This is a genomic window from Halioglobus maricola (assembly GCF_009388985.1).
GTDB classification, from domain to species: Bacteria; Pseudomonadota; Gammaproteobacteria; order Pseudomonadales; family Halieaceae; genus Halioglobus; species Halioglobus maricola.
The window spans coordinates 1,993,683-2,017,918 of sequence record NZ_CP036422.1 but is presented as its reverse complement, the minus strand read 5'-3'; the positions used below and the strand labels follow the sequence as shown (position 1 = coordinate 2,017,918).

Genomic DNA, 24,236 nt, shown 5'->3' with positions numbered 1-24,236 from the left:
ATGGCCAGCGCCCCTGATTAGTCGATAATGCAGGACAAGCAAATTTGATCAGGAGAATAAAATGGCTGTAGCAGCTTCCGGCTACCTACGTATTGGTGCCACCGATGTGGACGCCTGGATGGAATTCGGCACTGGCGTACTGGGCCTCATGGACGCGGAGCGCGACGACGCCAACGGCGCCCGCTACCTGCGTATGGATGACCACCCATTTCGCATGATGATCGAAGCCGCGGACAGCGACGGCCTGATCGCCACCGGTCTCGAGTTTGCCACGGAAGAAGACTGGCAGCGCTGCTGTGCTGCGGTCGCCAATGCGGGCCATGCGGTGACGCCAGGCACCAACGAGGAAGCCAAACGCCGGGCTGTCACCGCGTTTGCCACCACCCAGGACCCCTCAGGCAATACCATCGAACTTTACTGGGGCCGCGAGCTGGATTACACCCCGCTGGTATCACCCCAGGGCGTGCCCGCTTTCGTGACCACCTATCAACAAACCGGGGATCTCGGCTTCGGTCACCTGGTCCTACCCGCTGCCGAGTTCGACGCAACGAGTGATTTCTACACCGAAATCATCGGCACTGGTATCACCGATGTCCTCTATCCACCGGGAATGGAGGGGGCCAAGATCCACTTTATGCACGCCAATAACCCGCGCCAACATTCCGTGGCTCTCTTCAACAATCCGCACCCATTGGGCGTCGTGCACATTATGGTGGAAGTGGAAAATATGGACGAGGTCGGCCGCGCCATGGATCGCGCCAAGGCCGCTGGTTCTCACTTCCTGGCCACTCTTGGGCGTCATATCAATGACAATATGTGCTCAGTCTACTTGCTGGCGCCGGGCGGCATCGCGGTTGAGTTCGGCTGTGAAGGCTTACTTATTGACCCGGAGACACATGTCGCTACGGTCAGCACAGAGGGAGATCTCTGGGGCCATGAGTACAGTTTCCCAGGCCTGAACGACTGAAGCTGACTGTCCCGGGGCGCAACGCCCCGGGAGATTCGTTAGTGATTACGCCCCTGCGTCTCGACAATGCGCAGCAAATCGACGATGGGATAATTGAAATCGGCGGAATGCAGGCTTCCCCCCAGGAACAACTCTACAACACTGGGCGGCACAGCCGGTTCGGCCCCTTGCGCCACCCCTATCCCTAGAAAGCCATCTGGCTCACAAGCAGCGGTGTAGTGATCGGGGAATGCTACCCAATAGGTATCCACGCCCTCAGGAAAAGGGAAACCTTCATCAGCGTTATACATGGTTCCAGCCAATTGGCCCGGCTCACCACCGAGCAAGGTGGGATTCACACAGGGGCGCGGCGCGTCCGGCACGGGCCTGGCGTCTGCATTGCCGGCAGCCATACTGTCGTACGCGACGATACAGCCGGTCTGGGCTGCCTGTTCACACAGCGGGATATTTTCCAGACTGCCGCCGACCACTTCGCCAGCCGGCACTTGCAACATACCGGTGGGCCCAACCAGCAACGCCGAGATCATTCGAGCGCGCACTGCGGGATCGCGGTCAATGCGATTCTGCATCATCGCCAACAGCATATGCGAGCCCTGCGAGTGGCCCATGAGCACAAAATTCCGGCCCGGATTCTCGAGTAGGTATTGGTCGAACGCCGCCTCAACGTCGTTTAAGGCGCGCGCAAAGAATTCACTGTCACGGACATTGTCGAGGCCGTAAGTGGCAATCGTCATCTGGTGGTACTTGGGCGTATACACAGCGCAAAGCGAGTTAAAGCGCGCCGCCTGATTAGCGATGGCCCGGTCGAGATAGCCTAGATCAGTGAGGTCCTCAGTATTGCCGGGCTCTTCAGAGAAGTCCTGGGTAGGATAGACGTAGAAACAGTCAAATTCCGGGTCCTGGGCCACCTCGTGCTCAAACACGGCGCGGCTATCGTCATTGCCGTAGACCCAGGTCGTCTTCAGATCAATCGCCAGGCAACGATCGTCCGCAATCCCGGGCTTGCATAGCCACATATCGTCGGTCGCATAAGGCCCGGGCTCCCGCTCGCGGCGATCACTGTCACTGCAGCCCGCAATGGCGGCCAACCCTGCCAGCAGAAGAATTTTCAAACTGAACTGGTTCATTAAAAGTAGCCCTCTACTCGAGTCAGATTAGTTGGCGACTTCAATACTGACAGGAATCCAGCGGTTCAGGATATATTCGAGGCTGCCATTGGCTTTCATCAATTCCAGCGCCTGGTTGAGTTCCTGTGCCAGCGCTGCATTGTCCTTTTGCACAACCCAGGCCAGCAATTCCTCAGTAAGCGGGGTATAGAGACTGATCAGATCACTGTTTTCCGTGGAGTTAGCCAACTGCCAACTGGTAGGCGCATCGTGCAGATAGAGATCAATCTGGTCCTCGCGCAACCCGGCGAAGGCTTGATCCGGGTTGTCAAAATATTTGATGTCAGCGTTAGCCAATTTCTCTTCTGCAAACTTCGCCCCTGTGGTGAGCGGTTCGACGCCAACCCGCACACCCTCGCGATAAATCGCCCAGGGCTGAGAATGGCTGCCGAGTTTGCTCTGATGCAGGATCGGCATTTGCCCCACTTTCAGATAAGGGTCAGCAAAAAGCATGTTCTGCGACCTCTGCTCGGTAATACTGATGCCTGACATGATGACATCGACCTTCCCTGCATTGAGTGCGGGGAGGAGTTCCTCAAAAGGCAGTTCAACCAGTTCCACCCGGTATCCCAGGATTTTGCCGACTGCCCGGGCATTGTCGGGCTCCACGCCATAGATTTTTCCGTCCTGTTTAAAATGCAGGGGCTGATAGTCAGCAGATAGGCCGACTTTGAGCACGCCTGCGGCCTGAACCGAAAATACAGTGAAAACCAGCACCAGGCTGAATAGCATTTGTCTGAACATGATGAGTTCCTGTGAAGTTCTGGCGAAGAATGTATCATCGCCGATGCGACAGGAAAACGAAAAGCTGACCTAATCGACCCGATCGCTTAAACTTGCCGCATCCAGCACAGGAAAAGCCGCCGTGAGCACACCCGTTAAAGTTGACCGACCCCTTCTTCAGGAATGGCTGAACCAGGCCCACGTTGACTTTCACGAATGTGACAATTGCGAGGGATTTCATATCGAGGCCCTGCGCGATATCGAGGGCATGATTGACAGCCGGCTCTTTCTGGAGCCCTGGGGGCTGCTGTTCACCAGCGAACTGGAAATACGGCCTATGGCGCTACTGCCACTTGCAGCGGAACTCGGTCGTCTCAACATGGACTACCCTGCCCTCAAGCTTTTCCAGGATGTTGTCGACGACGCCACGCCGCAGTTGGTCGTGGCCGGCGTGCTGCCCGCAGGTGCCGGCCTCACTCTTGAACAAGTGGCGAATTTTCTGTCTATCGTGATTGGCGCCACGCGTCAGGTTGCAGACGAATGCCTGCGCCTCGACTACCTGTTTGCCCAGGCCGGCAGCGCCCAACCTGGGTCCAACGCCCTCCACTGAACAGAAGACAAAAAACCATGCCGGATATTGATAACAAAGGCCGAGTATTTGCGTTCTACCAGGCACTTGCCACCCAGAGTGAAAGTGCACCACTGGCCATGGCCGACTACTTCACCGCCGAGGCAGAGTGGCACCTGCCCCGCAGTAGCCCCATGCACGGCACGTTGAAAGGCCTCGACGCCATCGCCGGCCTGTTTGCTGGCGCCGTCGATGAGTACTACCAGCCAGGCTCCCTGCAGTACGACTATCGCACCGTTATTGCCGACGCCGATCACGTGATGATGCAGTTTACGCTCAAAGCGGTAACCGCTAACGGCAAGGACTATGAAAACGACTACTGCCTGCTCTATCGGCTGGAAAATGGTCTGATTGCGGAGGTCCGGGAGTTCTTCGATACCGCCACCCTGTTTGCCATCCAGCCGCCGCCTGACGCCTGACCAGCCGGGCCGCATGGCCCAATGTGACCGACGGGGTTTAATAGCTTGAATTAGCGGACCTTTGCGACGGCACAAGCACTCCCAGCAGACATCTTCTGAGCTATAGTCGCGCTTCTGATCAAGCAATCTGGAAGCCGATAATAATGTCCGTAAACGGTGCTGCCATAGCCGCTAAAAAAGCCGAATTGACCGCCGAAGGTGCCTTCTTTGAAGTGGCCGACATCGACGTCGACGGCAAGACCTACAAGGGTTATAAACACGCCCCGACAACAGCACTGGAGGTTCTGGCCAACGCTCGCAACCACGGTGCGCTGGACTTCCTCGTTTACGAGGGTTCTCGTTACAGCTATACGCGGCTCTTCGCTGAGGCCGACGCCCTCGCAGCGCAACTCCAGAGTGACTACGAAATAGAGCTGGGCGATCGCATCGCCATTGCTATGCGCAATAACGCTGAGTGGCTTATCGCCTATTGTGCCGCCACACTGGTAGGCGCGGTGGTTGTGCCCATCAATAGCTGGGGCAAGCATGAGGAACTCGAGTACGCCATTGCCGACTGCGGTGCGAGTCTGCTGATCTGCGACGAAGCCAGGTTCCGCTTGATCGAGCAGAGCTACGAGCAGATGGATATCCCTGCGATTGTGGTCCCAGTGAGCGAGAGTTTCCAGCGGCCAACCAACGTTGCGCTGTTTGACGATGTGGTCAGTGCGGGCACCGAACAGAGCTATCAATCGCCTGACGTGTCACCCGAAGATGGCGCAGTGATCCTCTACACATCAGGCAGCACAGGTTTCCCAAAGGGCGTGTATCACCGCCACCGCACTATCGGCCAGGCCCTGATGAACATGATGTTCCTGGGACTGTTGGTGGCCGAATTTGAGGGCGGCCCCAGGGAATACCGTGGCGGTGCCGAGCGCGAAACTCCGATGCTTACCGTCCCCCTGTTTCATGCGACGGGCTTGCTCGGGGGCTTCTACTTGCCCCTAATGATGGGTCAGAAAGCGGTAATGATGTACAAGTGGGACGGCACTGAAGCACTGAAACTGATTGAGCAGGAACGTGTCACTGGCCTCGCTACCGTGCCAGCGATCATCCAGGACTTGTTGCACAACCCGGATTTCGACCGCTACGACACCAGTTCCCTGATGCGCGTCAGTGCCGCCGGCGCAGCGACGCCAGCAGGTTTGCCAGAACTCATGGCGGCTCGATTCGAGGACCCAAGCCGGTCCGCCGGTTACGGCATGACAGAAACCATGGCAGTAGGCGCAACCATGAGTGGTGCCCTGTTCGATTTCCGCCCAGACAGCGCCGGCGTACAGTCCCCCATCATGGAACTGCGTTTTGTTGCCGAAGACGGCTCTGTCCAGGCTCCGGGCGAACCGGGTGAAATTCAAATGCGAGGCATCTGCTGCACGCCTGGCTACTGGGAGAAGCCCGAGGCCAATGCCGAGGCTTTCGACAAAGACGGCTGGCTGAAGACCGGCGACGTTGGCGTACTCGACGAAGAGAACTATCTCTACATCACCGGGCGCATAAAGGAAATCGTTATCCGGGGTGGCGAGAATATCTATCCCGGTGAGATCGAGCAGGTCGCTTACCGGCTGGCAGAGGTGCGTGAAGTCGTCGTGTTTGGCGAACCTGACGCCGCAATGGGAGAGGAAATGGTCCTGGTCGCCTACCCCGAACCGGGCAAGACCCTGGACGAATCAGTGGTCAGAGGATTTCTGCAGGAACACCTTGCGGGTTACAAGGTGCCTCGTACGATCGTCATTGCCGAGGAACCTCTACCGCGCAATGCCAGCGAGAAACTGCACAAGCTCAAAGTCAAGGAAGCGTATCTGGCAAGCTGAGGGGTTTAACGGTATATTCGGCCCACTCCTCTGGAGTGCGGTACTACCGGTTCGATACATAAATCTAACAGTCGGGTGTAGTAATGACTCAAGTAATCTCTTTTAGCGCTGCTATGGCAGTATTTGCTGTATTTGTGGCCTCTGGCCTGGGGCCTCTCGCAGGCTGATGTCTCGATGCGCTCCCCCGGGAGCGCGCCCTTCGCTTCCGTTCAGCTCCAGCTCACCATTACAGTTCTCGCCCCCTGGTTCAACTAATCAACCGGACGTTTTTCTATGCACGACAATATAGGCCAGTTTCTCAGCAAGCGTGCTGCCATCACTCCTCAGCGAGAAGCGTTCGTCGAGTGGGAGCGCGGCAGGCGTTTTACCTTTGCCCAACTGAATGAGCGCAGCAACAGGATTGCGAACACGCTACTGGCGAAGGGAATAGCCCCCGGGGATCGTGTGGCGACGCTGCTGAAGAACGGTATAGAATTCGTAGAGAGCTACTTCGCTATCGCCAAGATCGGCGCCGTGATGGTGCCGGTAAACTGGCGCCTGGTTGCCACAGAAATACACTTCATACTCGAGGATTCAGGGGCTGCTGCACTGATTTTCGATGCCGACTTCGATGACAGCATCGCCACTCTCCAGACGGTACAGCCCTCGCTTCCCTGCTTGCACTGGATTCGCTGCGGCAGTGAACTGGCTGACCTCCCCTGTGACGACTACGACACCCTGCTCGCAGCGGCGAACCCGGCAGAACCCCATATCGGGGCCGGGGATGACGACAACCTGTTCATCATGTACACCTCGGGCACGACCGGCCACCCCAAGGGCGCAGTTCACAGTCACACAGGTATGATCTGGTCACAATTCACCAGCATGTCGACATCAGACATGCGCGGTGACGACCGTTTTTTACTCCCGCTACCGATGTTTCATGTGGGCTGCCTCAATCCGGTATCGCTGCTGGTCCACCGGGGCGGCACCGGCGTAATCATGCGGGATCTGGATATGGGCCAGATGTTCCGCTGCATCGATGCGCAAAAAGTGTCGATTTTTATGGCGGTACCCGCCCTGCTCCAATTCATGCTGAATGCGCCCGAGCGCGCCGAGTGCGACATTTCCTCTGTGCGTTGGATCGCTACCGGTGCGGCTCCGGTACCCACGTCTCTTCTGGACGCCTGGGCGGCACTGGGTATCAGTATTCACCAGGCTTACGGGCTGACCGAATCCTGCGGCCCCGGCACGCTGCTACTGCCAGATGATGCCGCTGAGCACGTGGGTTCTTGTGGCCGCGCACAGATGCACACCGAGATAAAAATTGTCGATGCTCACGGCAACACTGTCGCGATGGGAAGCGGCGAGGCCGGAGAGTTAGTCCTGTCCGGGCGACACATGATGAAAGGCTACTGGAATCGCCCCGAAGCGACCGCCGAGGCGCTGCGCGACGGCTGGCTCTATACCGGTGACATCGCCACCTGGGATGCCGAAGGCTTTGTCACCATCTGTGATCGCAAAAAAGACATGATCATCTCCGGCGGTGAAAACATTTATCCCGCGGAACTGGAAAACGTACTGGCGGCTTGCCCCGATGTGCAGGAGGCAGCAGTAATTGGTGTTGCTTCAGAAAAGTGGGGCGAAACACCGTTGGCCCTGGTTGTACCGGCCCCGGGCACTAGCCCCGACAGCGACTCGCTCCGTGCGTGGTGCCGGGAGCACCTCGCCGGATATAAGGTGCCGCAGCTTTATGAATGCGTCGACGCCCTGCCGCGCAACCCTTCCGGCAAACTGCTCAAACCGCAACTTCGGAAAGAATACCCCGGGCCAGCGCCCTTTTAGGCAGGCACGTCTTCCTGCGCGAGCACGCGCTGCAGCGTATCTGCCTCGACACCCACAAGATTGCGATAGAGCACACCGAAGGAAATAATCGCCAGGGGTATTGTCCAGATCAGCGGGACACCTAATAACAGGCTGGATATAGCCAACAGCAGGGCCAGGACAATGTCATAGCCGAGTACCGCAAACCAGTGATGGCCAATGACCTTGCGACTGCTTTCCAGGGCTTCCCACAGGCCAAGCTTCTTATCGATCATCAAGGGCAGCGCGATCTGATAGGACACTGCCAGGTAGATGCCGGGAATCACAAATAGCAACAACCCCAACACGATCATGACGTTCATGAGTACGGCGAGGAGAAATATCCTTAGCGTTTCGCCATACCAACCCAGAACACTCTTGGGATTGGGGCTATAACCACGCGCGATCGCCACTCCCAAAAACGTCAGGCCGACTGTAATAGGCATCAGTACCAGGGCCGAGACCAGATTACCGATCTGCTCTATCGCATTTGGGGAGCCAGCCACTTGCTCTTCTGGAGAACCGCCCAGCAGGCCAAAGAAAATACTGATCAGGAGGGCCAGACCGATATAGAACGCCATGGCGAACCAGACAGTTCTCTTGTTGCCATCAGTGCGCTCCCAGGCTTCTTTCAGGACGTCACCCAGGCGAAACTCAGTCTCACCTGCAAGCCCAGCCTTCAAGCTGCCCTGGTCGGCCTGCTCTTCGATAATTATATCCATGCGCGATCTCACCCGCCCTTTCGTTGGTATACTTGCAATATAGCACCTCTTTGCAAGGACAACCCATGTTAGCTGCCGTTCCAACAGTGCGATTCATCGCAGCTAGTATCCTGGCCCACTGCCTGGCAAGCGCTGCCTACAGCGACGAGGGTGCCCCCGATCAAGCAGAGGAATCCCCCTGGCTGCTCACACCCACGGTCAGCGCCGATCCGAAGCTCGGCACTACAATCGGCGGTGTCGTCGGCTATATCACCGCCTTCGACGAGGGTTCCTCGCCTTCGCTGGTAACTGGCTTTGCGACCTACAGCGACACCGACTCCTATATGGCCGGGATTTACGGCGACACCTATTTCGGTGCCGACGAACACAAACTCATGTTCGGTTTTATCAAGGGCAAGGTTCGCAACGACTACGACGATTTTCTCGGCACAGGTCGCCCGGCAAAAACCGAAGACAACATAGAGTCTCTTTTCGCCCGTTATATGAACAGGTTCGGGGCCAGTGACTGGTACCTGGGCGGGCAAGTCATCATGTCCGACTATGTCGTCGGAGCCGATGGCTTTTTTGATCTGATCCTGGAGCAGGCCGGGCTGACTGGCTTCCAGTCCAATGGACTCGGTCTGGCAGCTGAATACGACGACCGCGACCATTTGCGCAATCCGACCAGTGGCCAACACTTGGTCGCTCACAATGTTGCCTATCGCGAGAGCCTGGGTGGCGAAGAATCATTTGACGCACTGCAACTAAATTACAGTCACTACATGAAATGGGGCGAGAAGGAGCATGTCCTGGCGACCAATGCTCGCGGACGCTGGACCCACGACGCGCCCAACTCCGGCTACTCATCGTTGAATATGCGTGGCTACACTCGCGGCAACTATCTCGGCGAACACTACACGCATCTCAATCTGGACGCTCGCTTCAACATAAAGGGACGTTGGGGGGCATCGCTGTTCGGCGGAGTGGGCTGCCTCTACTCGAAGTTCTCTTCCTGCGACGAATCCGACAACCTCTTTCCAATGGCCGGCGCCGGTATAATTTTCGATCTGAAGCCTGAGGCAGGCATTGTATTACGGCTTGAATATGCCAAAGGCAAGAGTGATAACGAGGCCTATTATCTGAGTCTGGGGCAGCCCTTCTAGGGGGGCGGTGGAAAGCCCAATTCCTCAGCGATAAGCCTGATCTCGGCGGTTTCCTCGTCGCTGACATCGCCGTCTGCAGCGGCAACAGCCTGCATACTCTCGACAAAATGCGCGGCCTGCTCAGCACTGAATAGATTCTTGCCACTGCCGTTTAAGGCGGTGCGGCAGCGCACCTGGGACATTGCCAGCTCCATCACCAGATCTACCTCGCCACTGCCGAGCCCGGAAACGCTGTTCAACACTTCCCGAATCGCATTGCGCTCGGCGTCATCCATCTGGTTGTCCGCCATGGCTACGCGCGTGAGGGCCAGCGAAAAAGCCGAGAGGTAGAGTGACGCCTCTGGATCATGCTGGTCCAGCAGCCGTAACATCTGGCTGGTGTTGGCGGACATCGCCTCGCTGACAGACTGTATCTCGCCATCTTCCAGATGCAGGATGCGATCCGCGACATCAAGAATACGGTTGTCGTGCGTCACCAGAACGACCGACGCCCCCTGCTCCCTGCAAAGGGTTTGCAGCAGGTCTACAACGTTGCGCCCGGACTCCTTGTCCAGTGAAGCCGTCGGCTCATCCGCAAGAATGAGCGACGGGCGCGTTACCAGCGCCCGGGCGATACCCGCGCGCTGTTTCTGGCCACCGGAAAGTTCTCTCGGGTTCTTGTCAACGTGCTCCGCCAGCCCGACCTGGGTCAGTACTTCTTCTACCCTCGCGCGCTGCTCTTTCCCGGAAAGCTTTTGATCCCCCAGTTGCAGCGACATCATCACGTTTTCTGCGACGGTGAGCGAGTCCAGCAGGTTGTGCTGTTGAAAAACATAGCCTATCTGGCGCCGGACCTGGGTCATCGCCTTCTCATTGGCATCGCGCAGCTCTTCCCCGAGCACTTTCACACTGCCTGTTTGACCCGCCCTCAGTGCACCGATCAGCGTGATCAACGTGGTTTTCCCGGAACCCGAGGGCCCCGTCAATATCACGATTTCACCGGAGCGAATGACAAGGCTGATATCACTGAGCACGCGGCGCTCACTTACCGCAGTGCGATAGTGATAACTGACGTTTTCGAGAACCACCGGCGCCTGCATCAGAACACCTCAGCAGGGTCGGCTGCGCGCAGCTTGCGCAATGCGAGTAAACCTGAGCCCGCGCACATGGCAATGGTCAGCAAAAGTACCTGGCCGCCGCGTTCAGGTGTCATTTCCATCGGCAGGTTAGTCGCTCCGCTCGCCTGTCCGTAGACCAGCAGGCTAATTCCAAGCCCGGGAATAAATCCGATAAAGGCGAGCAAGACTGCTTCACTCAAGACAATGCGCGAAAGAAACATATTGGAGTAGCCAATCGCTTTCAAAGTCGCGTATTCGCGCAGGTGATCCTGCACATCGGAGAATAGTATCTGGTATACCACGATTACACCGACCGCCAACCCCATAACCACGCCAAGGCCAAAGACATAGCCGATGGGGGTACTTCGCGCCCAGTAGTCTACCTCGTGCTGAACGAACTCATCTTTCGTGAGCACCCGCACATCCGCCGGGATATTGGCCAGAATCTGCCGCTGTACGGCTACGGGGTCCGCCCCCTCCTCCAGGTTGATCAATCCCAACTCGATACGCGATGCTGAACGGTCGGGAAAAATGCGCCTGAAGTTGAGGTCGCTGGTGATAATACTGCCATCGATACCAAAGGAAGTGCCCAGGCTGAACAACCCCACTACTCGCACATCCCGTCCATTGATCTCGGTATTGACCGGTTCTCCGGCTTGCACCGGGCCGGCTACCGGCCCGAACTCACTCCGAGAAAGACGATCAAACAGCACCCTGTCTGGATGGCGCAGGGCACGCTGCGTGCGCGCGTCTCCGATCAGGCTAAAGCCGCTATCTGTGGGATCGAAGCCCATTACATAGATGTTACGCGTTAACAGGGGATCATCCGGGTTGCGCCATTTACCTATGCCGATATACACCGGCGTCACTGATTCCACACCTTCGACGCCCAGAGTCTGATACAGACGATTTCGGGGAAAGCCGGGGGGGTTAACAATGTAGGTCGTCTTGGGGCTAATCAACGCGAGATCGTAGCCTAGCGAGGTATGCCAACGCACCGATGAATCATACAAGGCCTGGCTGAAGCCGAGTTGCACCAGCACCAGAATCACGGCGAATGCGACGCCCAGCACCGCAGCGACCAGGCGCAATTTTTGATGGCTTATCTGCACCCAGGCGATTTTCATCGGCCGGAGTTTCAAATGCCGATCTCCACTTCCACCTGCAAGTGAGTAAGCTTGCGGACCTCCTCAGTGTCTTGCAACAGGATATCGACCTCGACCACTCGGGCATCAGCCTCGGCGATAGGGTCCATACCCAGTACATCCATGCGCCCGACTTTCAGCCCGATTTTCTCTACGGTTCCTGTCACCGGCGCGGCAAGAGCCGGGCTGCTGATGGTCGCTTGCTGGCCTTTCTTGACGTGGATAATGTCTGTTTCATACACCTCCGCCACGGTATACATCACGCTGGTGTCGCCTAATTCGATCACCCCTTCAACGCCCACTCTTTCGCCGGGGCGTGCGTGCACGTACAGCACTTGCCCGTCTCTGGGGGCCTTTACGAGGGAGAGCTCCTGCATCGCAGCGGCTGCCGCACGGCCCGCCCGCGCAGCAGCCACACTCAGTTCCAGCGCTTCAATTTTCGAGGCCGAGGTGGCCATTGAGCGGCCCAGTTTCTTTTCCCGCTGCAACTGCTGTAGCGCGTTCTGTAGCTCAGCATCGTGGCGTGCGAGTTCTGCCTTGCGCACCGGAAAGCTGTCCAGGGTTGCGATCAGGTCGCCAGCCTTAACGTGCTGACCCTCCTCGACCCGCAAATCCATGATCACAGAGCCAAGACCAGAGGGGCCGGCAAGGCGCAGTACACCACCAGCGGGCTCAATACGTCCCAGGCTGCTGACGACCCTCGGCTGCGCAAGCGCAAACTCGGCAAAGCCCAAGAGAATAACGACGGCAAGTGCGCTAATCCTGCGCATAAGAAAGGTCCTTTTTTTGATTATTCTGCCAGTAAGCATAGATAAGAAACTTGCTTTGGCAAGCCAGCACATCTGGTGCAAACTACGCCACCTCGCACGAAATACCATTACAGGGAATAACCGTCATGGGCAGCACCCACACCTTCCAGCAGGATCCTCGCAACGCGGACATCCAGATCAATATCAACGGTGAACTGTTTCACCGCGATAAGGCCGTAGTGTCGGTTTTCGACTCCGGCTTCATCCTCGGTGACGGCATCTGGGAAGGCCTGCGCGAACACAACGGCGTGATTCCATTTCTGGACAAACACATGAAACGCCTGTGGGAAGGCGCCAAAGCCCTGGATCTGGACATGGGACTGAGCAAAGAAGCGCTAAAACAACGCCTCTACGACACCCTGGCTGCCAATGGTATGCAAGACCATGTGCATATTCGCTTGATGGTCAGTCGCGGCGTCAAGGCCACGCCCTACCAGGACCCCGCTGTTACCATCGGCGGCCCGACCATCGTCATCATTCCCGAATACAAAAACCCGGACCCCACGCTGAACGATCGCGGCGTCAACCTGTACACCGTGTACGTCCGCCGCGGCTACGCCGATGTGCAGGACCCGCGGATCAATAGCCACTCCAAACTCAATTGTATTTTCGGGTGCATCCAGGCCGCCAAGGCCGGGGCAGACGAGGCCTTGATGCTGGACCCGCACGGCCATGTCGCCACCTGCAACTCAACGCATTTTTTCATCATCCGCGATGGTGAGGTCTGGACCAGCAGCGGCGACTACTGCCTCGACGGCATCACCCGCCGCAACGTAATCGATTTATGTAAGGCGAACGGCATACCTGTTTACGAGAAAAACTTCTCCGTCATGCAAGCGTATGGCGCCGACGAGGCCTTTGTGACAGGTACATTCGCCGGCCTGACCCCTGTCTTCGATATTGACGGCAGAACAATAGGCAACGGCAAACGCGGCGCCATGGTGGACCGGCTGCAAGCCTTGTATCAGGATATGATCGCCGCCGAGTGCGCGAGGTAAGAAATGGCTACGCGGATTGCCATGTGGTCCGGACCACGCAACATATCTACTGCGATGATGCGCTCCTGGGAGAACAGGCCGGACTGCACTGTAGTCGACGAGCCCTTCTACGCTGCTTACCTGAGCGCTACGGGGTTGGACCACCCCATGCGCGCGGAAATACTTGCCGCGCAGAGTAGCGAATACGCTGAGGTGGTCAGGCAGATCTCGGCGGTGCCAGTGACGAGCGCCCTGCAGTATCAAAAGCAAATGACACATCACATACCGCGCGGCATGGATATGAGCTGGTGCAAGACGCTCAAGCACTGCTTTCTGATACGTGACCCGGCCGCGGTAATCGCCTCTTACGCCAAGAAGATGCCCACCGTAACCGAAGACGCCATCGGCATTACCCGCCAGGTCGAGCTATTCGAGGAAATCAGCGAGATATGTGGGTGTGAACCGGTAGTCATTGACTCTCAGGATGTACTGCGCAATCCACTGGGAATTCTGCGCCAACTATGTGAGGCGCTGCAGCTGCATTTCCCCGCTGAGGCAATGCTCAAATGGCCCACCGGACGTCGCAACAGCGATGGCGCCTGGGCGCCACACTGGTATCACAACGTGGAACAGTCGACAGGTTTCGGCGAATACGCCGCCACTTCGCCGGAACTGCGCGAAGAGTATGCAGTACTCGCACGCGCCATGGATCCGGCTTACCGGCAACTCTGGCAGCGCAGGCTCCTGCCCTGATTTTTTACTTGTCGCGCCACTGAAAATCAACCCGCACTCGGGCGTCATCTGGCGCGCCCTTGGCCGGCGCTACCAATTTGTAGCTGAACCCTTCGTCGGGAATCGCCGCACTACCAAACGGCAGTTTGGGATTCTGGTAGCGATTGGGCGCGGCGTCGGTGAACTCACTCACGGGCGCAAACGACTCAGTTCGCTCTACCGCCATAACCCCGTCCACGGCGCGGTAGTACTCTATGCCACGGTCATAGGGTTCGAGAGAGAAAGGTGCATCGGCAGAGTGTTTAGCTCGGAGCAATCTGTCGTATAGACGGTATTGGACCTTGCCGTCGCGGATGCGCAAATCAAACAGTGAGCTCGCACTCTTGTGCCCGCGGCGTGCCTCACCTGGCAACATGGTGTTAATAATGGCGAAGCCGTACATCAGTGAACGGCCATTCCAGGTGATCTCTTCCACCGGCGGAGGGCCACCCTTGAGCGCCTTTTCACAGGCCTTGCGTTTCGCCTCATCGACATCGGTAGCGTAGAACTCAGGGCTACGCTGGAAACACATGACATCGACATAGCCCTGCTCCAACTGCTCCTGGGCATCGTCATCCAGCTCCCACCAGGTCCAACCGCCCTCTTCCTTGAAATACTTCTCGGGCAGCAAGGGTATGCGGAATTCCTGCGGCGTGGAATCTACGACCAACAAGTAACCCTTGCCCGGCCCGAACTCGGCCGGATCATTCTGGCTCCACATGTACTCCCCGTTGTAATACCACATCACTACACCCGGGCGATAATTCGCGGAAAACGCTACCATCTCACCCTTTTCGTCCGGGAAAAAACTGAAACCAGGATGCGAAATCCCCGCGTCGTAGTTTTTAACCTTGTCGAAACTCGCATAAGGGTCGCGATATTCCAGCACATAGAAATGCGGCACCGTCAGGCTGTGGGAGCCGCTGGAGAGAGTAAAGCCTTTGCTAATCCAGCCCGCGTCGATTTCGGCACCTTCAAAGTCGTCGCTAAAGCCCACGGCAGGGAATGCCACATTGTCGACCAGGGCGCCATTTTCAACCGCGGCCATGTCGGTAAAGTAGGTGATGCGCAGCGAGACTTGTTCGCCGCGCCAGGCCTCGAGGTCGAATGTGGCACTGACCCATTGGGCGACGGAACAGGGGTCGATACTGGCATCGCCGATGCTATCCTCGGCGTTGCGGCGCTCTGCCGTCGGGTCACAGCCTGCAGCGGTCTCAACCTTATTGTCGCCATCGAGGTCACCACTCAAGCCGGTGAAACCGGGCACGGAGCCCGCACCTTCATGGCCTTTTTTAGAGGGCATCACGCTCTGCTTGTCGTTAATCCCATCTTTGTCCATTGGCATGATGCGCTCGAACGCACCGCCGGATTTGGCCACCTCAACATAGAGGTAATCCCACTCTGCCTCGATCTCAAACCAGAGATCCATACTAAGGTGCAAGGGTGAATCAGCGTCCGCCCCGGTCAGGTCAAATTTGCGCACAAGGCTACGATTCATGTCGTTTCCCTGCCCTGAATAGGCCGCCTGGTTGCCGTTCGCTCCCGTCAGCGGCCCGAGCTCGATGTCACGATACTTGGGTGGCAGGATCACCATTGCAGAATCGCAGGCCTCACTCCCCGCAGAGCCAGGCTTACCAGACCAGTCGTTCATGGTCTTGAGGTAAACGCTCCCCTTGTCATCGCCACCATAGGCTTCGGGACGGATAACACAGGGCTTCATCCAGCCCAGTACCATACGACTCCAGGCACTCATCTCCTGCGGCACAGGACTCGCACTAGCGGACATGACGTCCCACCCCGCTGTCGAGTTATTGGTTACCCGGGCGTAAACATCCGGCAGGCCAAGCGAGTGGCCAAATTCGTGGATGAATGTCGATACTTCGGTGTACTCCGACTGTATGTTGTAATCGAGCACCCACAGGCCGTTGCCTAGATCGATACCACCGCGCGCATTGGTCTTACCCCCGACGCTCGGCCCACTATCGAGGTTGTATTGCAGCGCAAAGCGATGCGGCCAGATACGGTCCGCGCAGGCCTGCTCATCGGGCGTGAGCGAATCAAAGGCATCAGCATTGGCATTGGGGTTCAGTTTCTCCCCGAGCTTGTACAGACTCTGACAGGAAGCCTGCCCTTTACCGGCAACAATCATCACAAAATGGTCAATATAACCGTCGGGCTCATCGCGATTACCATCGCCATCGAAGTCCTGCGGGTCCCAACGGTCGTAGTCCGACCACGGGAAATCGGAGTGTTCAGCATAGGCTGTCTTCAGCGCATCGACGACCAGTTCGCTGGCGCGCTCGTCGTTGCGCCACTGTCCATCACTTGTCTGTAGCGGCCTGCCGTAGTGGCTCAACGGCTCTTTCAGCTCCACCACAGGAAAAATGTCACCGGTGAGGTTATAGCGACCCTTGGACACATGTCGGTAGTAATGGGAAAGCGTGTCCTCGGCGGGGTTCTTAGCGCCGCCAGCGAAGAGCAATTCCTGGAAGTAGGCGCGGTTTTTCCCGTCCTGGTCTGGATCACCGGCAAACCGGTCATAGCCTATATCGGCGAAGCTGACGGGCAGGATCAAGAGCTTGTGTGGTTGATCCGCGCTCGCTATGGCGGGCTGGATAGAATCGCTGGCAATCTGCGGATGACCCAGTTGATCAAACCGCTGGGCGGCAAGGTTTTCCACCATGATCTGGGCGTCACTACTGGTGGTTTTGGCCTGGACGGACACAGCCGCTAACGCAGCCAGGCTAGCGAAAAATAGGTTGCGGGGAGACATGACGGACCTCAGTTTTGATTATCCCGCCAGTCTACCCGGAATGCGCCCAGTGGTGCCACTCAACTCACCGGTAAAAGCAAGCTACTCATCTCAGTGAAGAGAAGGAATAGCGTTGAGGGTATACCAGGCTTCGCGCGTCCAGAACTCAGCACCGGTCGCTGAGCGATAGTGTTCAGGCAGCCGCAGGTAAGCGACATAGCCGGGCTTAAGCCCAGGAAGCTCGGCATGCAGAGTGCGGCGATCGCCAGAAAGCGTGAGGCTCTGCACTTCCAGCATCTGCTGATCGAATTTAGGGCCACCGTATTGTACCGTCGGGTAGTAGAACCACTGCATCGCATGCAGGTCGCCCGGCAGAACGCTAATGTCTTCCGCCAGGGGCTCCGTCAGCACAATACTGAAGCCGTCAGGCTGCGCTTTCACTGCCAGCATTTCGAAAGCCGGCTGCCCCTTATAGCGCAACCGCTCCAGCCCATACCAGAGCTTGCCATACTCGCCCCAGTTGGGAGGATTGCCGATTTCGCCAACGTAAATAGCCCCATCTGGGCCGGTCACCAGGCGATTCACCGAACCCAGGAAACCGCCACTGAAGTGGAACACGGCACCTTGTTTGCGCCCCTCAACCTCCTCCATATAGACCCGTTTAATACCGCCGTTGTAAACATCACCGTGTATCATCTGGCCGGCGTAGGGGCCGGATTCAATCGCCATAGGCTCACTCGGTGAATTGCCTACTTCATCCTGCGGCAACCAGACGACCGGCGGCACTTCTTCCGCACTCTGCACACCTTCATCAGGCACAGCTCTCGATCCATAGAAACCGCCGCGCTCAACCCGCAGTAGCTTGCTCGAAGGGAGCCAGTCGCCCTGATTGTCATTCACATAGATTGCGTCATCCGGCCCGAAGGCGATGCCATTGGGCGTGCGGAAGCCAGAGGCGTATACGCTGGCTTCTCCGCCCATATCCACCTCAAGTAATTTACCTTGATCAAGTAACTGCTCGGGGCAGCTCGCACCGCCGGGCAGAATACAAATAGACGTCAGGAAATAGAAACGCTCATCGCGCTCCAGCAGGCCAAAGCCAAATGAGTGGAAATTGGGGCTCGCTTGCCAGTCGTAGCTATGAGCTCGATAACGATCGACGATCTCGTCGCCGTCCAGATCTATCAGCTCAGTTAGCTCCTGCTTTTGCAGCACAAATACCCTGTCACCTTGCACGGCAATACCCAGTGGCTCATGCAAACCCTCGGCAATCCGTTTTACCCGCTGCTCCTCCGGTGCACCAGGGTCGAGCAGAAAAACGGCGCCATCCGCATCCCAGCTGGTCACCAACAATTTGCCATCAGCGCGAAAGCGCAGCCCACCAACCTTCGGTTCAAATCCAGGCGGTGCCAGATTGTCGAGTTCGAAAGCGGGGTGATGCGCAGCCAGCCTTGGTAGCACATCGTAAGCTCGGGTCGCAGAATAAGGCTTACCCGCTGGATCCGTTGGGACATCCAGGCTTTCCTCCGGTGGCTCCACCTTCAATATGTAAGTAACCGCGTCCTGCAACTGCTGCTCGCTCAATCCAGGATGTGGTGTCATGGGCACCTTGCCCCACTGACCTGACCCACCGTCGCGAACACTGGCGACAAGCGAATCAATCACCTCTCGTTGCAGCTTGCCACGGTAGCGCTGTGCCACCTCCGCCCACGCGGGCCCCACTGCCCGGTGTTGTTCGTTGTGGCAACTCAGACAATCACTGTTGGCGATAACTTGCTCGCCCGCAGCCAATTCGCCCTCCTCTGCGTCCCTGCCACGATCAGGGTTGAGGTATTCGGGAATGTCGGCGCTCTGCGCGAGTGGGTATATCAGGCTCTCCTCGATCAAGCGGCGCTCACCTGTGGCAGTGTTAAAACCGGCCTGCAGTTGCGTATCACCGGAAAACTTGTCGAAGCTTCGCTGCAGCATTCGCTGGCCGTCACGCTCGACTAACTGCGGACGTTCGTGCACCTCAAGCTGCTTTCTGCCTGCCCGCAACACGTAGCGAATAACGACCTCGTCGCTGCCGAGCGTGTAATCGTGACCGAGGTATTCAACCTCGGCGGGCTTGTCTTTACCCCGGACCGTGAGAAACCACTGCACAGGCTGATCGTTGCGGACAAACCATTGGCCGCGACTGGTGGGCTGAGGGCCATGCCGGTAGTCATACACCGACCCCTCGAACAGCACATCGCCCTCCCACACCTGGTACAGCGATGCGCTCTCCAGTTCGTAGGCCGCCCACAGCTGCGGCGCCATAGCCAGCTTGAGAGTGCGCACACGCCCGTCCAGGTTGCCGCGCAATACCCAGGGGGTGTGTCCCTTTCCGGCGACCGGAATACGGCCGTAGCCAGGGTCAGCCACAAGAGCGTCATCAACCCCGAAAAGTTCGACCTTGATAACCGACAACACAGGGCCGATGCCCTCTTCCTCATACTTGTCCGCGAGGTACTCAATATCCTCCCAGCTGGCGAGCTTACCCAGCCATACGACGAGGGCCAGCGCACCGGCGAGGCCCAGTACGCCGGCGGGCAGGTATACAAAGAGGAATCGAAAAAGGGTGTTCATCGGCGGGTCTCATTTTCCGTGAGTTAACCCGCCTGATGATAACCTATCAGGCGTCTGGTGAGAGCCCGTTTATGCGATCAAGTGCATCAGAATACTCTGTCAGCAGAGAAAACATGATGTCGCGACAGGACTCTTCCGCATTCATCTGGCCAACCACTTGCCCCACCGGATTGAACGCTACTTTCTGACACTCTTCTACCCCGGCATAGCGATGGGTGCGGCGCACGGCATCAAATGTCAGATAGCCCTGTAATGGCATAGGCAGCGGATCAGGTGTGTCGTCGCGCTCCCAGGCCTCAGTCCACTCGTTCTTGAGCATTCGCGCTGTCTTGCCGGTAAAGGAACGAGAGCGCACGGTGTCTTCGGACGACGCGGACTTGTACGATTCGCGCTGGGCAGGCTCTGCCTGGGCCTCATTGGAGATCAGCCAACGCGAGCCCATCCACACACCCGCAGCGCCCATACTCATAGCAGCGAGCATCTGGCGACCATTGGCAATCCCTCCGGCTGCCAGCACAGGCAGCGGAGCAACGGCGTCAACCATTTGCGGCCACAGCACCATGGACGCAACTTCTCCCGCGTGGCCACCACCTTCAGAGCCCTGGCAAACCACAAAATCCAGGCCCGCTTCCTTGTGCGCGATGCCATGCTTGAGCCGCCCTGCCAGCGCGCCAATCAAACGACCTGCGGCATGAACCTGCGCCACAATCTCAGGCGGTGGTGTGCCCAGTGCATTCACAATCATCTTGCACTTGGGGCGAGTGAGCGCCTCATCGACCAGGGCCTGTGCCTGCACGGCTGAAAAACTCAGCGTTATACCATCATTCTTGTCAGGCCAATCGGGCACACCGGCATCGCTGAGCATCTTCTCGGCGAAATCACGGTGTTGCTGGGGAATGGCATCCTGGATCATCGCCACGAGCTCTTCCGGTGTCGACTTGTCCATGCCCTCGTACTTTTGAGGGATGGCGGTATCAACACCGTAAATGTGATCGCCGATATGCGCATCGATCCAGTCCAGCTCCTCGCGCAGCTGTTCCGGCGTGAACCCAACAGCACCGAGGACACCGATCCCCCCTGCCCGGGACACCTCCACGACAACATCGCGACAGTGAGTAAAAGCGAAAATCGGCGCGTCTACGCCCAGCTGTTTGCAGAATTCAGTTTGCATGACCTGGCCCTGTTATTTTTCGAGGAACACAGGATGGCCCGATAGTTGTCTCACCAGAATGGTGAGACAGGCCGAAAGGAGTGGATTATTTAATCGAGAATGCCCAAATCCTGGCAAATATCGTCGAGCGTACGACTGATTTCAGTCTGCACGCGAATCATTTCCAGCTTTGGCCAGGTGGCCCGCTCGCCGGTCTTTATTAGCTTCATGATCTCTTGTTCCGACAGATGCGCGAGAATGCGCGCCGGGTTGTGAAAACGGAATGGCGGCATGATGTTGATGTCACCCATGTAATCCTGGTTGATCACGGACAACATGGTATTGGTAAGTTGGTTCAGCCGTGGCCGCTTCGCCAGTGGCTTCTGCATGATCTCGGCAGAGGCGTTGATCCACTCCCTGGCGGTGCGAGTGGCGGCAGTCTTGAGGATATCACCCTTGGTATTGCGGCGATTGGAATCGCGCACGAACGGTATGATGTGCGGGTTGGTCTGGCTCACGATGTAGTGGTTGACGCCGTACAGACGCGCCAGACGCTTGGCAGGCAGGTCATCCGACATCGCACCGTCTACCCATTTGCGCGAGGGCAGGTACTCTTTCTTGTCGCCGTACTTGTCCCGGGCCATCAGCGTCACTGACGGGAATACGCCGGGCACGGCTGTCGACGCCTGGATCGCCGAGCGCATCAGGACATTAGGGGTGGTTGTGGCGTTGAGCAGGCGCGATGTCTGGTGGGTTTCAGCTGGCGCAATCGAGATATTCATGTGAATACCGGTTAGCTCAAATGCTTCCTGAAAGGTCAGGTCAGGCACCAGGCGCTCAATAATTCCCTGAACTTCGTGAATTTGCAGGATTTGCGGCCTGATCTTGTGCAGTGCACTGAGCTCGATTTTCTCTTGTTCGATCTGCTTCAGCAGAAATTCAGGGTCGTAGAAGCGCGCGCGATCTTTCTCACCGTGGGTGGCGAGCATGCTGCCGACGAAGGAGCCGCCGCTGGAACCGGAGAGGATGTTCGGCAACAGCTGATGTTCACTCAGGGTTTTCACCACCCCTACATGAAAGTACAGCAGCATACCGGAGCCGCTCATCATCAACGCAGAGCGGCCGAAACAATGATTGGCGCGGCGGAAAAAATCGAGGCGCTCGTCCTCACTGATCTCATCGTGCTCGACATCGGCAAGCAAGTGCAGCGAATCGACTATCTCACCGACATAGTCCTCAATCACCTGTTTGGTTCCCAACCGGGAGACTTTATACAGGGAAGACCTGCCCATACCGCCGACATTGCCGTGAATACCCTCGTTCAGGGTAAAAAGCAGCCCCGGGTAATCGTGCCGGGCGCGAAGCTCTCGCAACCGATCAAGACGGCGACGAATCGAGACGTAGTCGTAATCGCGAGACTGATCCCGCTTCCGCCAACGCTCACCACCCGAGCGGTCGTCGTAATCGAGGGCGGCTTCCCGCCACTCATCGTAGTTTTCTGCGGCCGACATGGCCTTTTCGATCTTGCGCAGCGCTCTTGTACTCAATTCCCTACCCCAGCCAGCTTGCGTCAGTGTTAACCAACGTCATCTATAGCGCCTATTTAGCCCTATCAAGGTCTTATTATTCAAGTGGCAGGAGCTGCACCGCCGCCAAGCTCAGGTACTGCCCGCTTGAGCATTTGAAGGTAGCTCCTGGCGATTGCGTCCTCGTGACCCTCATAGAAGCCGCGTTCAAGTAGCAGCCGGTGCAACGCCGGCAGGCGATGACAGGGCACACTGGCCAGCAGGTGATGTTCCAGGTGGTAGTTCACGTGGTTGGGGCAAAACAGCAAGCGGTCCAATACATTTGCATAAGTGGTACGGGTGTTTTTCCGTGGATCGGGGTCATAGAGGTCCGCTACATTGCCGTGTTCCGCCACCTGGCGGATGCGCGCGATCAGGGGATAGGCAATGAAATAGGCCACCAGCCAGAGCAGGTAGAAGGCACCGACCCCCATCGCCAGCATCGCCAGAAACATGACCGCGTTAACCAGCAGGCCGCGCCGCTCTGAGTTGGTTTCCTCCCCCTCTCGCAACATGACATTACGCCCCTTGGCTGAGCCCACCAGCGAGCGCAGTAGCAACAGACCTGTGCGCCCGGTGAGATCGCGGATGATCTTGCGCTTGAAGCTGGCCTTGCTTACGGGGTAGTTGCGATAGTTGGGCAAGTCCGGATCCTGGTCAGTCCCCGCATAGCGGTGATGAACCCGATGCGATTCACCATACGCCACCACGTCGCCCATCACCGGGTAGGCGCAAAACCACTGCCCTATTGAACGATTCAAGGCGTCGGTCTTGAACAGTGTCTTGTGGCCAGCCTCATGCATCAGCACCGCCAGCCCCAGCTGGCGCCCGCCCAGCAGGGGGATCGCGAACAAAATGGTCAGCGGATTGGTCCAGGTGATGACTATGGCGAAAACCGCTGCGATCATCACCCAGTTGGACACTACCATCCACGCGCCCGCCAGATCACTGCGGCGGGTAAAGTCGTTTATCTCTTCGCGAGTGAGAAAATCGGTGGTTTTCATCAAGGTAGATCCTGTTCCCGTTTCGCAAATTGTAACAACATAGAACATATGATGTATACTTTCGTTATATTATTTTGAACTAAGGGAGCGGTTCGCAACAGATGTTCGACGCAGAAAACCCCAGCCCCAAGCGCCTGGTACTCTCGCTGCTTAGCGCGCCGAGCTTGCCCGAGGTTGGCGTAGGCCTGCTGTTGCGATGGGGCGAGCTTTTCGAGATCGATGCCGCAACCATGCGTGTTACTGTCGGAAGACTGACCCGGCAGGGACTCCTCAGTTCACCTCAGCGAGGGATCTACCGAATGGGCCCCGAGGGTGAATTGATCGCCAGCACCGCCCGAGACTGGGTCAATGCCGAGACCCGCATCGGCCCCTGGCGAGGTGGCTGGATCGCTGTACACACCAGCCATCTTGGTCGAGTGAATCGCACGGCATTGCGTGCGCGCGAGCGGGCGTTTCGTCTCAACGGCTTTGCGGAATATGTCACCGGGCTCTGGTATCGGCCGGCCAACCTCCGCGAAAGCAGCAGCGCCACCAGGGCCAGACTGCTCAGCCTTGGGCTGGAACCGGAAGCCATTGTCATGCAGTCAGAGGATATGCCTGGAGTTAGCGAGAAAGAACTATTTGCGCTCTGGCCCAGGGAGTACCTCGAAACCGCCTACATTAGTCACATCACAAATATGCAGGAAAGCACCGACCGTGCTGGCAAGCTGCCTCTGCCCGAGGCGACCCGCGAAACGCTTCTGGTCGGCGAAGCTGTGATCCGCCAAATAAATGCCGACCCGCTGCTACCCGATGCCATTGTCGACGGCCGCAATCGACGTCGGATGATCAACGCGATGGTGCGCTACAACAAATTCGGGCAGGATATCTGGCAACAGTTTGTCAGCAATGGCTAAGGCAGAA

Annotated in this window: 20 protein-coding genes; 9 read left to right on the top strand and 11 right to left on the bottom strand. The window is 57.5% G+C overall.

All coding sequences use genetic code 11. From position 1 onward, the window contains the following. Nucleotides 1-61: 61 nt before the first annotated feature. Nucleotides 62-967: a VOC family protein gene (locus EY643_RS09150; protein ID WP_152661917.1), complete on the top strand. Its 906-nt coding sequence runs from the start codon at nt 62-64 to the stop codon at nt 965-967. Between the two features lie 38 nt (nt 968-1,005). Here EY643_RS09150 and EY643_RS09145 read toward each other — a convergent pair whose 3' ends face one another. Next, the gene (locus EY643_RS09145; RefSeq protein WP_152661916.1) at nt 1,006-2,094 is read right to left on the bottom strand and encodes a DUF3089 domain-containing protein; all 1,089 of its coding nucleotides are present in this window, start codon (nt 2,092-2,094) and stop codon (nt 1,006-1,008) included. 27 nt (nt 2,095-2,121) lie between these two features. After that, a complete protein-coding gene (locus tag EY643_RS09140) occupies nt 2,122-2,877 on the bottom strand; it encodes an ABC transporter substrate-binding protein (RefSeq protein WP_152661915.1) in 756 nt (251 codons plus the stop codon). A gap of 121 nt (nt 2,878-2,998) precedes the next feature. On the opposite strand from EY643_RS09140, the gene EY643_RS09135 reads away from it, so the two are divergent. The 4 genes from EY643_RS09135 (at nt 2,999) to EY643_RS09120 (ending at nt 7,574) form a co-directional block, all read left to right on the top strand. After that, nucleotides 2,999-3,466 (top strand): type III secretion system chaperone family protein, encoded by a 468-nt coding sequence (locus EY643_RS09135; RefSeq protein WP_152661914.1) that lies wholly within the window; start codon nt 2,999-3,001, stop codon nt 3,464-3,466. 17 nt (nt 3,467-3,483) lie between these two features. Then, complete coding sequence (locus tag EY643_RS09130) at nt 3,484-3,903, top strand: nuclear transport factor 2 family protein (RefSeq protein WP_170287342.1); 420 nt, start codon at nt 3,484-3,486, stop codon at nt 3,901-3,903. A 143-nt stretch (nt 3,904-4,046) separates the two neighbouring features. Continuing rightward, nucleotides 4,047-5,750 (top strand): class I adenylate-forming enzyme family protein, encoded by a 1,704-nt coding sequence (locus EY643_RS09125; RefSeq protein WP_152661912.1) that lies wholly within the window; start codon nt 4,047-4,049, stop codon nt 5,748-5,750. A 273-nt stretch (nt 5,751-6,023) separates the two neighbouring features. After that, complete coding sequence (locus EY643_RS09120) at nt 6,024-7,574, top strand: acyl-CoA synthetase (RefSeq protein ID WP_152661911.1); 1,551 nt, start codon at nt 6,024-6,026, stop codon at nt 7,572-7,574. Here EY643_RS09120 and EY643_RS09115 read toward each other — a convergent pair. Then, nucleotides 7,571-8,314 (bottom strand): YciC family protein, encoded by a 744-nt coding sequence (locus tag EY643_RS09115; protein ID WP_152661910.1) that lies wholly within the window; start codon nt 8,312-8,314, stop codon nt 7,571-7,573. The genes EY643_RS09120 and EY643_RS09115 overlap by 4 nt on opposite strands. A gap of 65 nt (nt 8,315-8,379) precedes the next feature. On the opposite strand from EY643_RS09115, the gene EY643_RS09110 reads away from it, so the two are divergent. Next, the gene (locus tag EY643_RS09110) at nt 8,380-9,456 is read left to right on the top strand and encodes a BamA/TamA family outer membrane protein (RefSeq protein WP_152661909.1); all 1,077 of its coding nucleotides are present in this window, start codon (nt 8,380-8,382) and stop codon (nt 9,454-9,456) included. On the opposite strand, the gene EY643_RS09105 is transcribed toward EY643_RS09110, so the two are convergent. Genes EY643_RS09105 through EY643_RS09095 form a run of 3 tightly spaced genes read right to left on the bottom strand, consistent with a single transcriptional unit; the run spans nt 9,453 to nt 12,468 of the window. After that, nucleotides 9,453-10,535, bottom strand: a complete 1,083-nt coding sequence (locus EY643_RS09105; protein ID WP_152661908.1) for an ATP-binding cassette domain-containing protein — start codon at nt 10,533-10,535, stop codon at nt 9,453-9,455. The genes EY643_RS09110 and EY643_RS09105 overlap by 4 nt on opposite strands. Continuing rightward, nucleotides 10,535-11,680 (bottom strand): ABC transporter permease DevC, encoded by a 1,146-nt coding sequence (gene devC / locus EY643_RS09100; RefSeq protein WP_153240977.1) that lies wholly within the window; start codon nt 11,678-11,680, stop codon nt 10,535-10,537. Before devC ends, EY643_RS09105 begins: the two co-directional genes overlap by 1 nt. Nucleotides 11,681-11,691: 11 nt before the next feature. Then, nucleotides 11,692-12,468, bottom strand: a complete 777-nt coding sequence (locus tag EY643_RS09095; RefSeq protein WP_170287341.1) for an efflux RND transporter periplasmic adaptor subunit — start codon at nt 12,466-12,468, stop codon at nt 11,692-11,694. Between the two features lie 125 nt (nt 12,469-12,593). Here EY643_RS09095 and EY643_RS09090 point away from each other — a divergent pair, with 125 nt between their 5' ends. Beyond that, on the top strand, nt 12,594-13,505 hold the full coding sequence (locus EY643_RS09090) for an aminotransferase class IV (protein WP_152661906.1): 912 nt from the start codon (nt 12,594-12,596) through the stop codon (nt 13,503-13,505). A gap of 3 nt (nt 13,506-13,508) precedes the next feature. Further along, nucleotides 13,509-14,237 (top strand): sulfotransferase-like domain-containing protein, encoded by a 729-nt coding sequence (locus EY643_RS09085; RefSeq protein WP_240732874.1) that lies wholly within the window; start codon nt 13,509-13,511, stop codon nt 14,235-14,237. 4 nt (nt 14,238-14,241) lie between these two features. Here EY643_RS09085 and EY643_RS09080 read toward each other — a convergent pair whose 3' ends face one another. The 5 genes from EY643_RS09080 to EY643_RS09060 form a co-directional block, all read right to left on the bottom strand. After that, a complete protein-coding gene (locus EY643_RS09080) occupies nt 14,242-17,028 on the bottom strand; it encodes an immune inhibitor A domain-containing protein (protein ID WP_240732873.1) in 2,787 nt (928 codons plus the stop codon). Nucleotides 17,029-17,118: 90 nt separating this feature from the next. Continuing rightward, nucleotides 17,119-19,614: a c-type cytochrome gene (locus EY643_RS09075; RefSeq protein ID WP_152661905.1), complete on the bottom strand. Its 2,496-nt coding sequence runs from the start codon at nt 19,612-19,614 to the stop codon at nt 17,119-17,121. A gap of 46 nt (nt 19,615-19,660) precedes the next feature. Beyond that, nucleotides 19,661-20,785 (bottom strand): NAD(P)H-dependent flavin oxidoreductase, encoded by a 1,125-nt coding sequence (locus EY643_RS09070; RefSeq protein WP_152661904.1) that lies wholly within the window; start codon nt 20,783-20,785, stop codon nt 19,661-19,663. An 89-nt stretch (nt 20,786-20,874) separates the two neighbouring features. Next, nucleotides 20,875-22,311 carry a DUF3336 domain-containing protein gene (locus EY643_RS09065; protein ID WP_240732872.1) on the bottom strand — a complete coding sequence of 479 codons (1,437 nt, stop codon included), beginning with the start codon at nt 22,309-22,311 and terminating at the stop codon, nt 20,875-20,877. A gap of 80 nt (nt 22,312-22,391) precedes the next feature. Beyond that, nucleotides 22,392-23,333: a fatty acid desaturase family protein gene (locus tag EY643_RS09060; RefSeq protein ID WP_152661903.1), complete on the bottom strand. Its 942-nt coding sequence runs from the start codon at nt 23,331-23,333 to the stop codon at nt 22,392-22,394. 101 nt (nt 23,334-23,434) lie between these two features. Between EY643_RS09060 and EY643_RS09055 the strand changes: the two genes are divergently transcribed. Then, nucleotides 23,435-24,229 (top strand): PaaX, encoded by a 795-nt coding sequence (locus tag EY643_RS09055; protein ID WP_152661902.1) that lies wholly within the window; start codon nt 23,435-23,437, stop codon nt 24,227-24,229. Nucleotides 24,230-24,236: the final 7 nt, after the last annotated feature.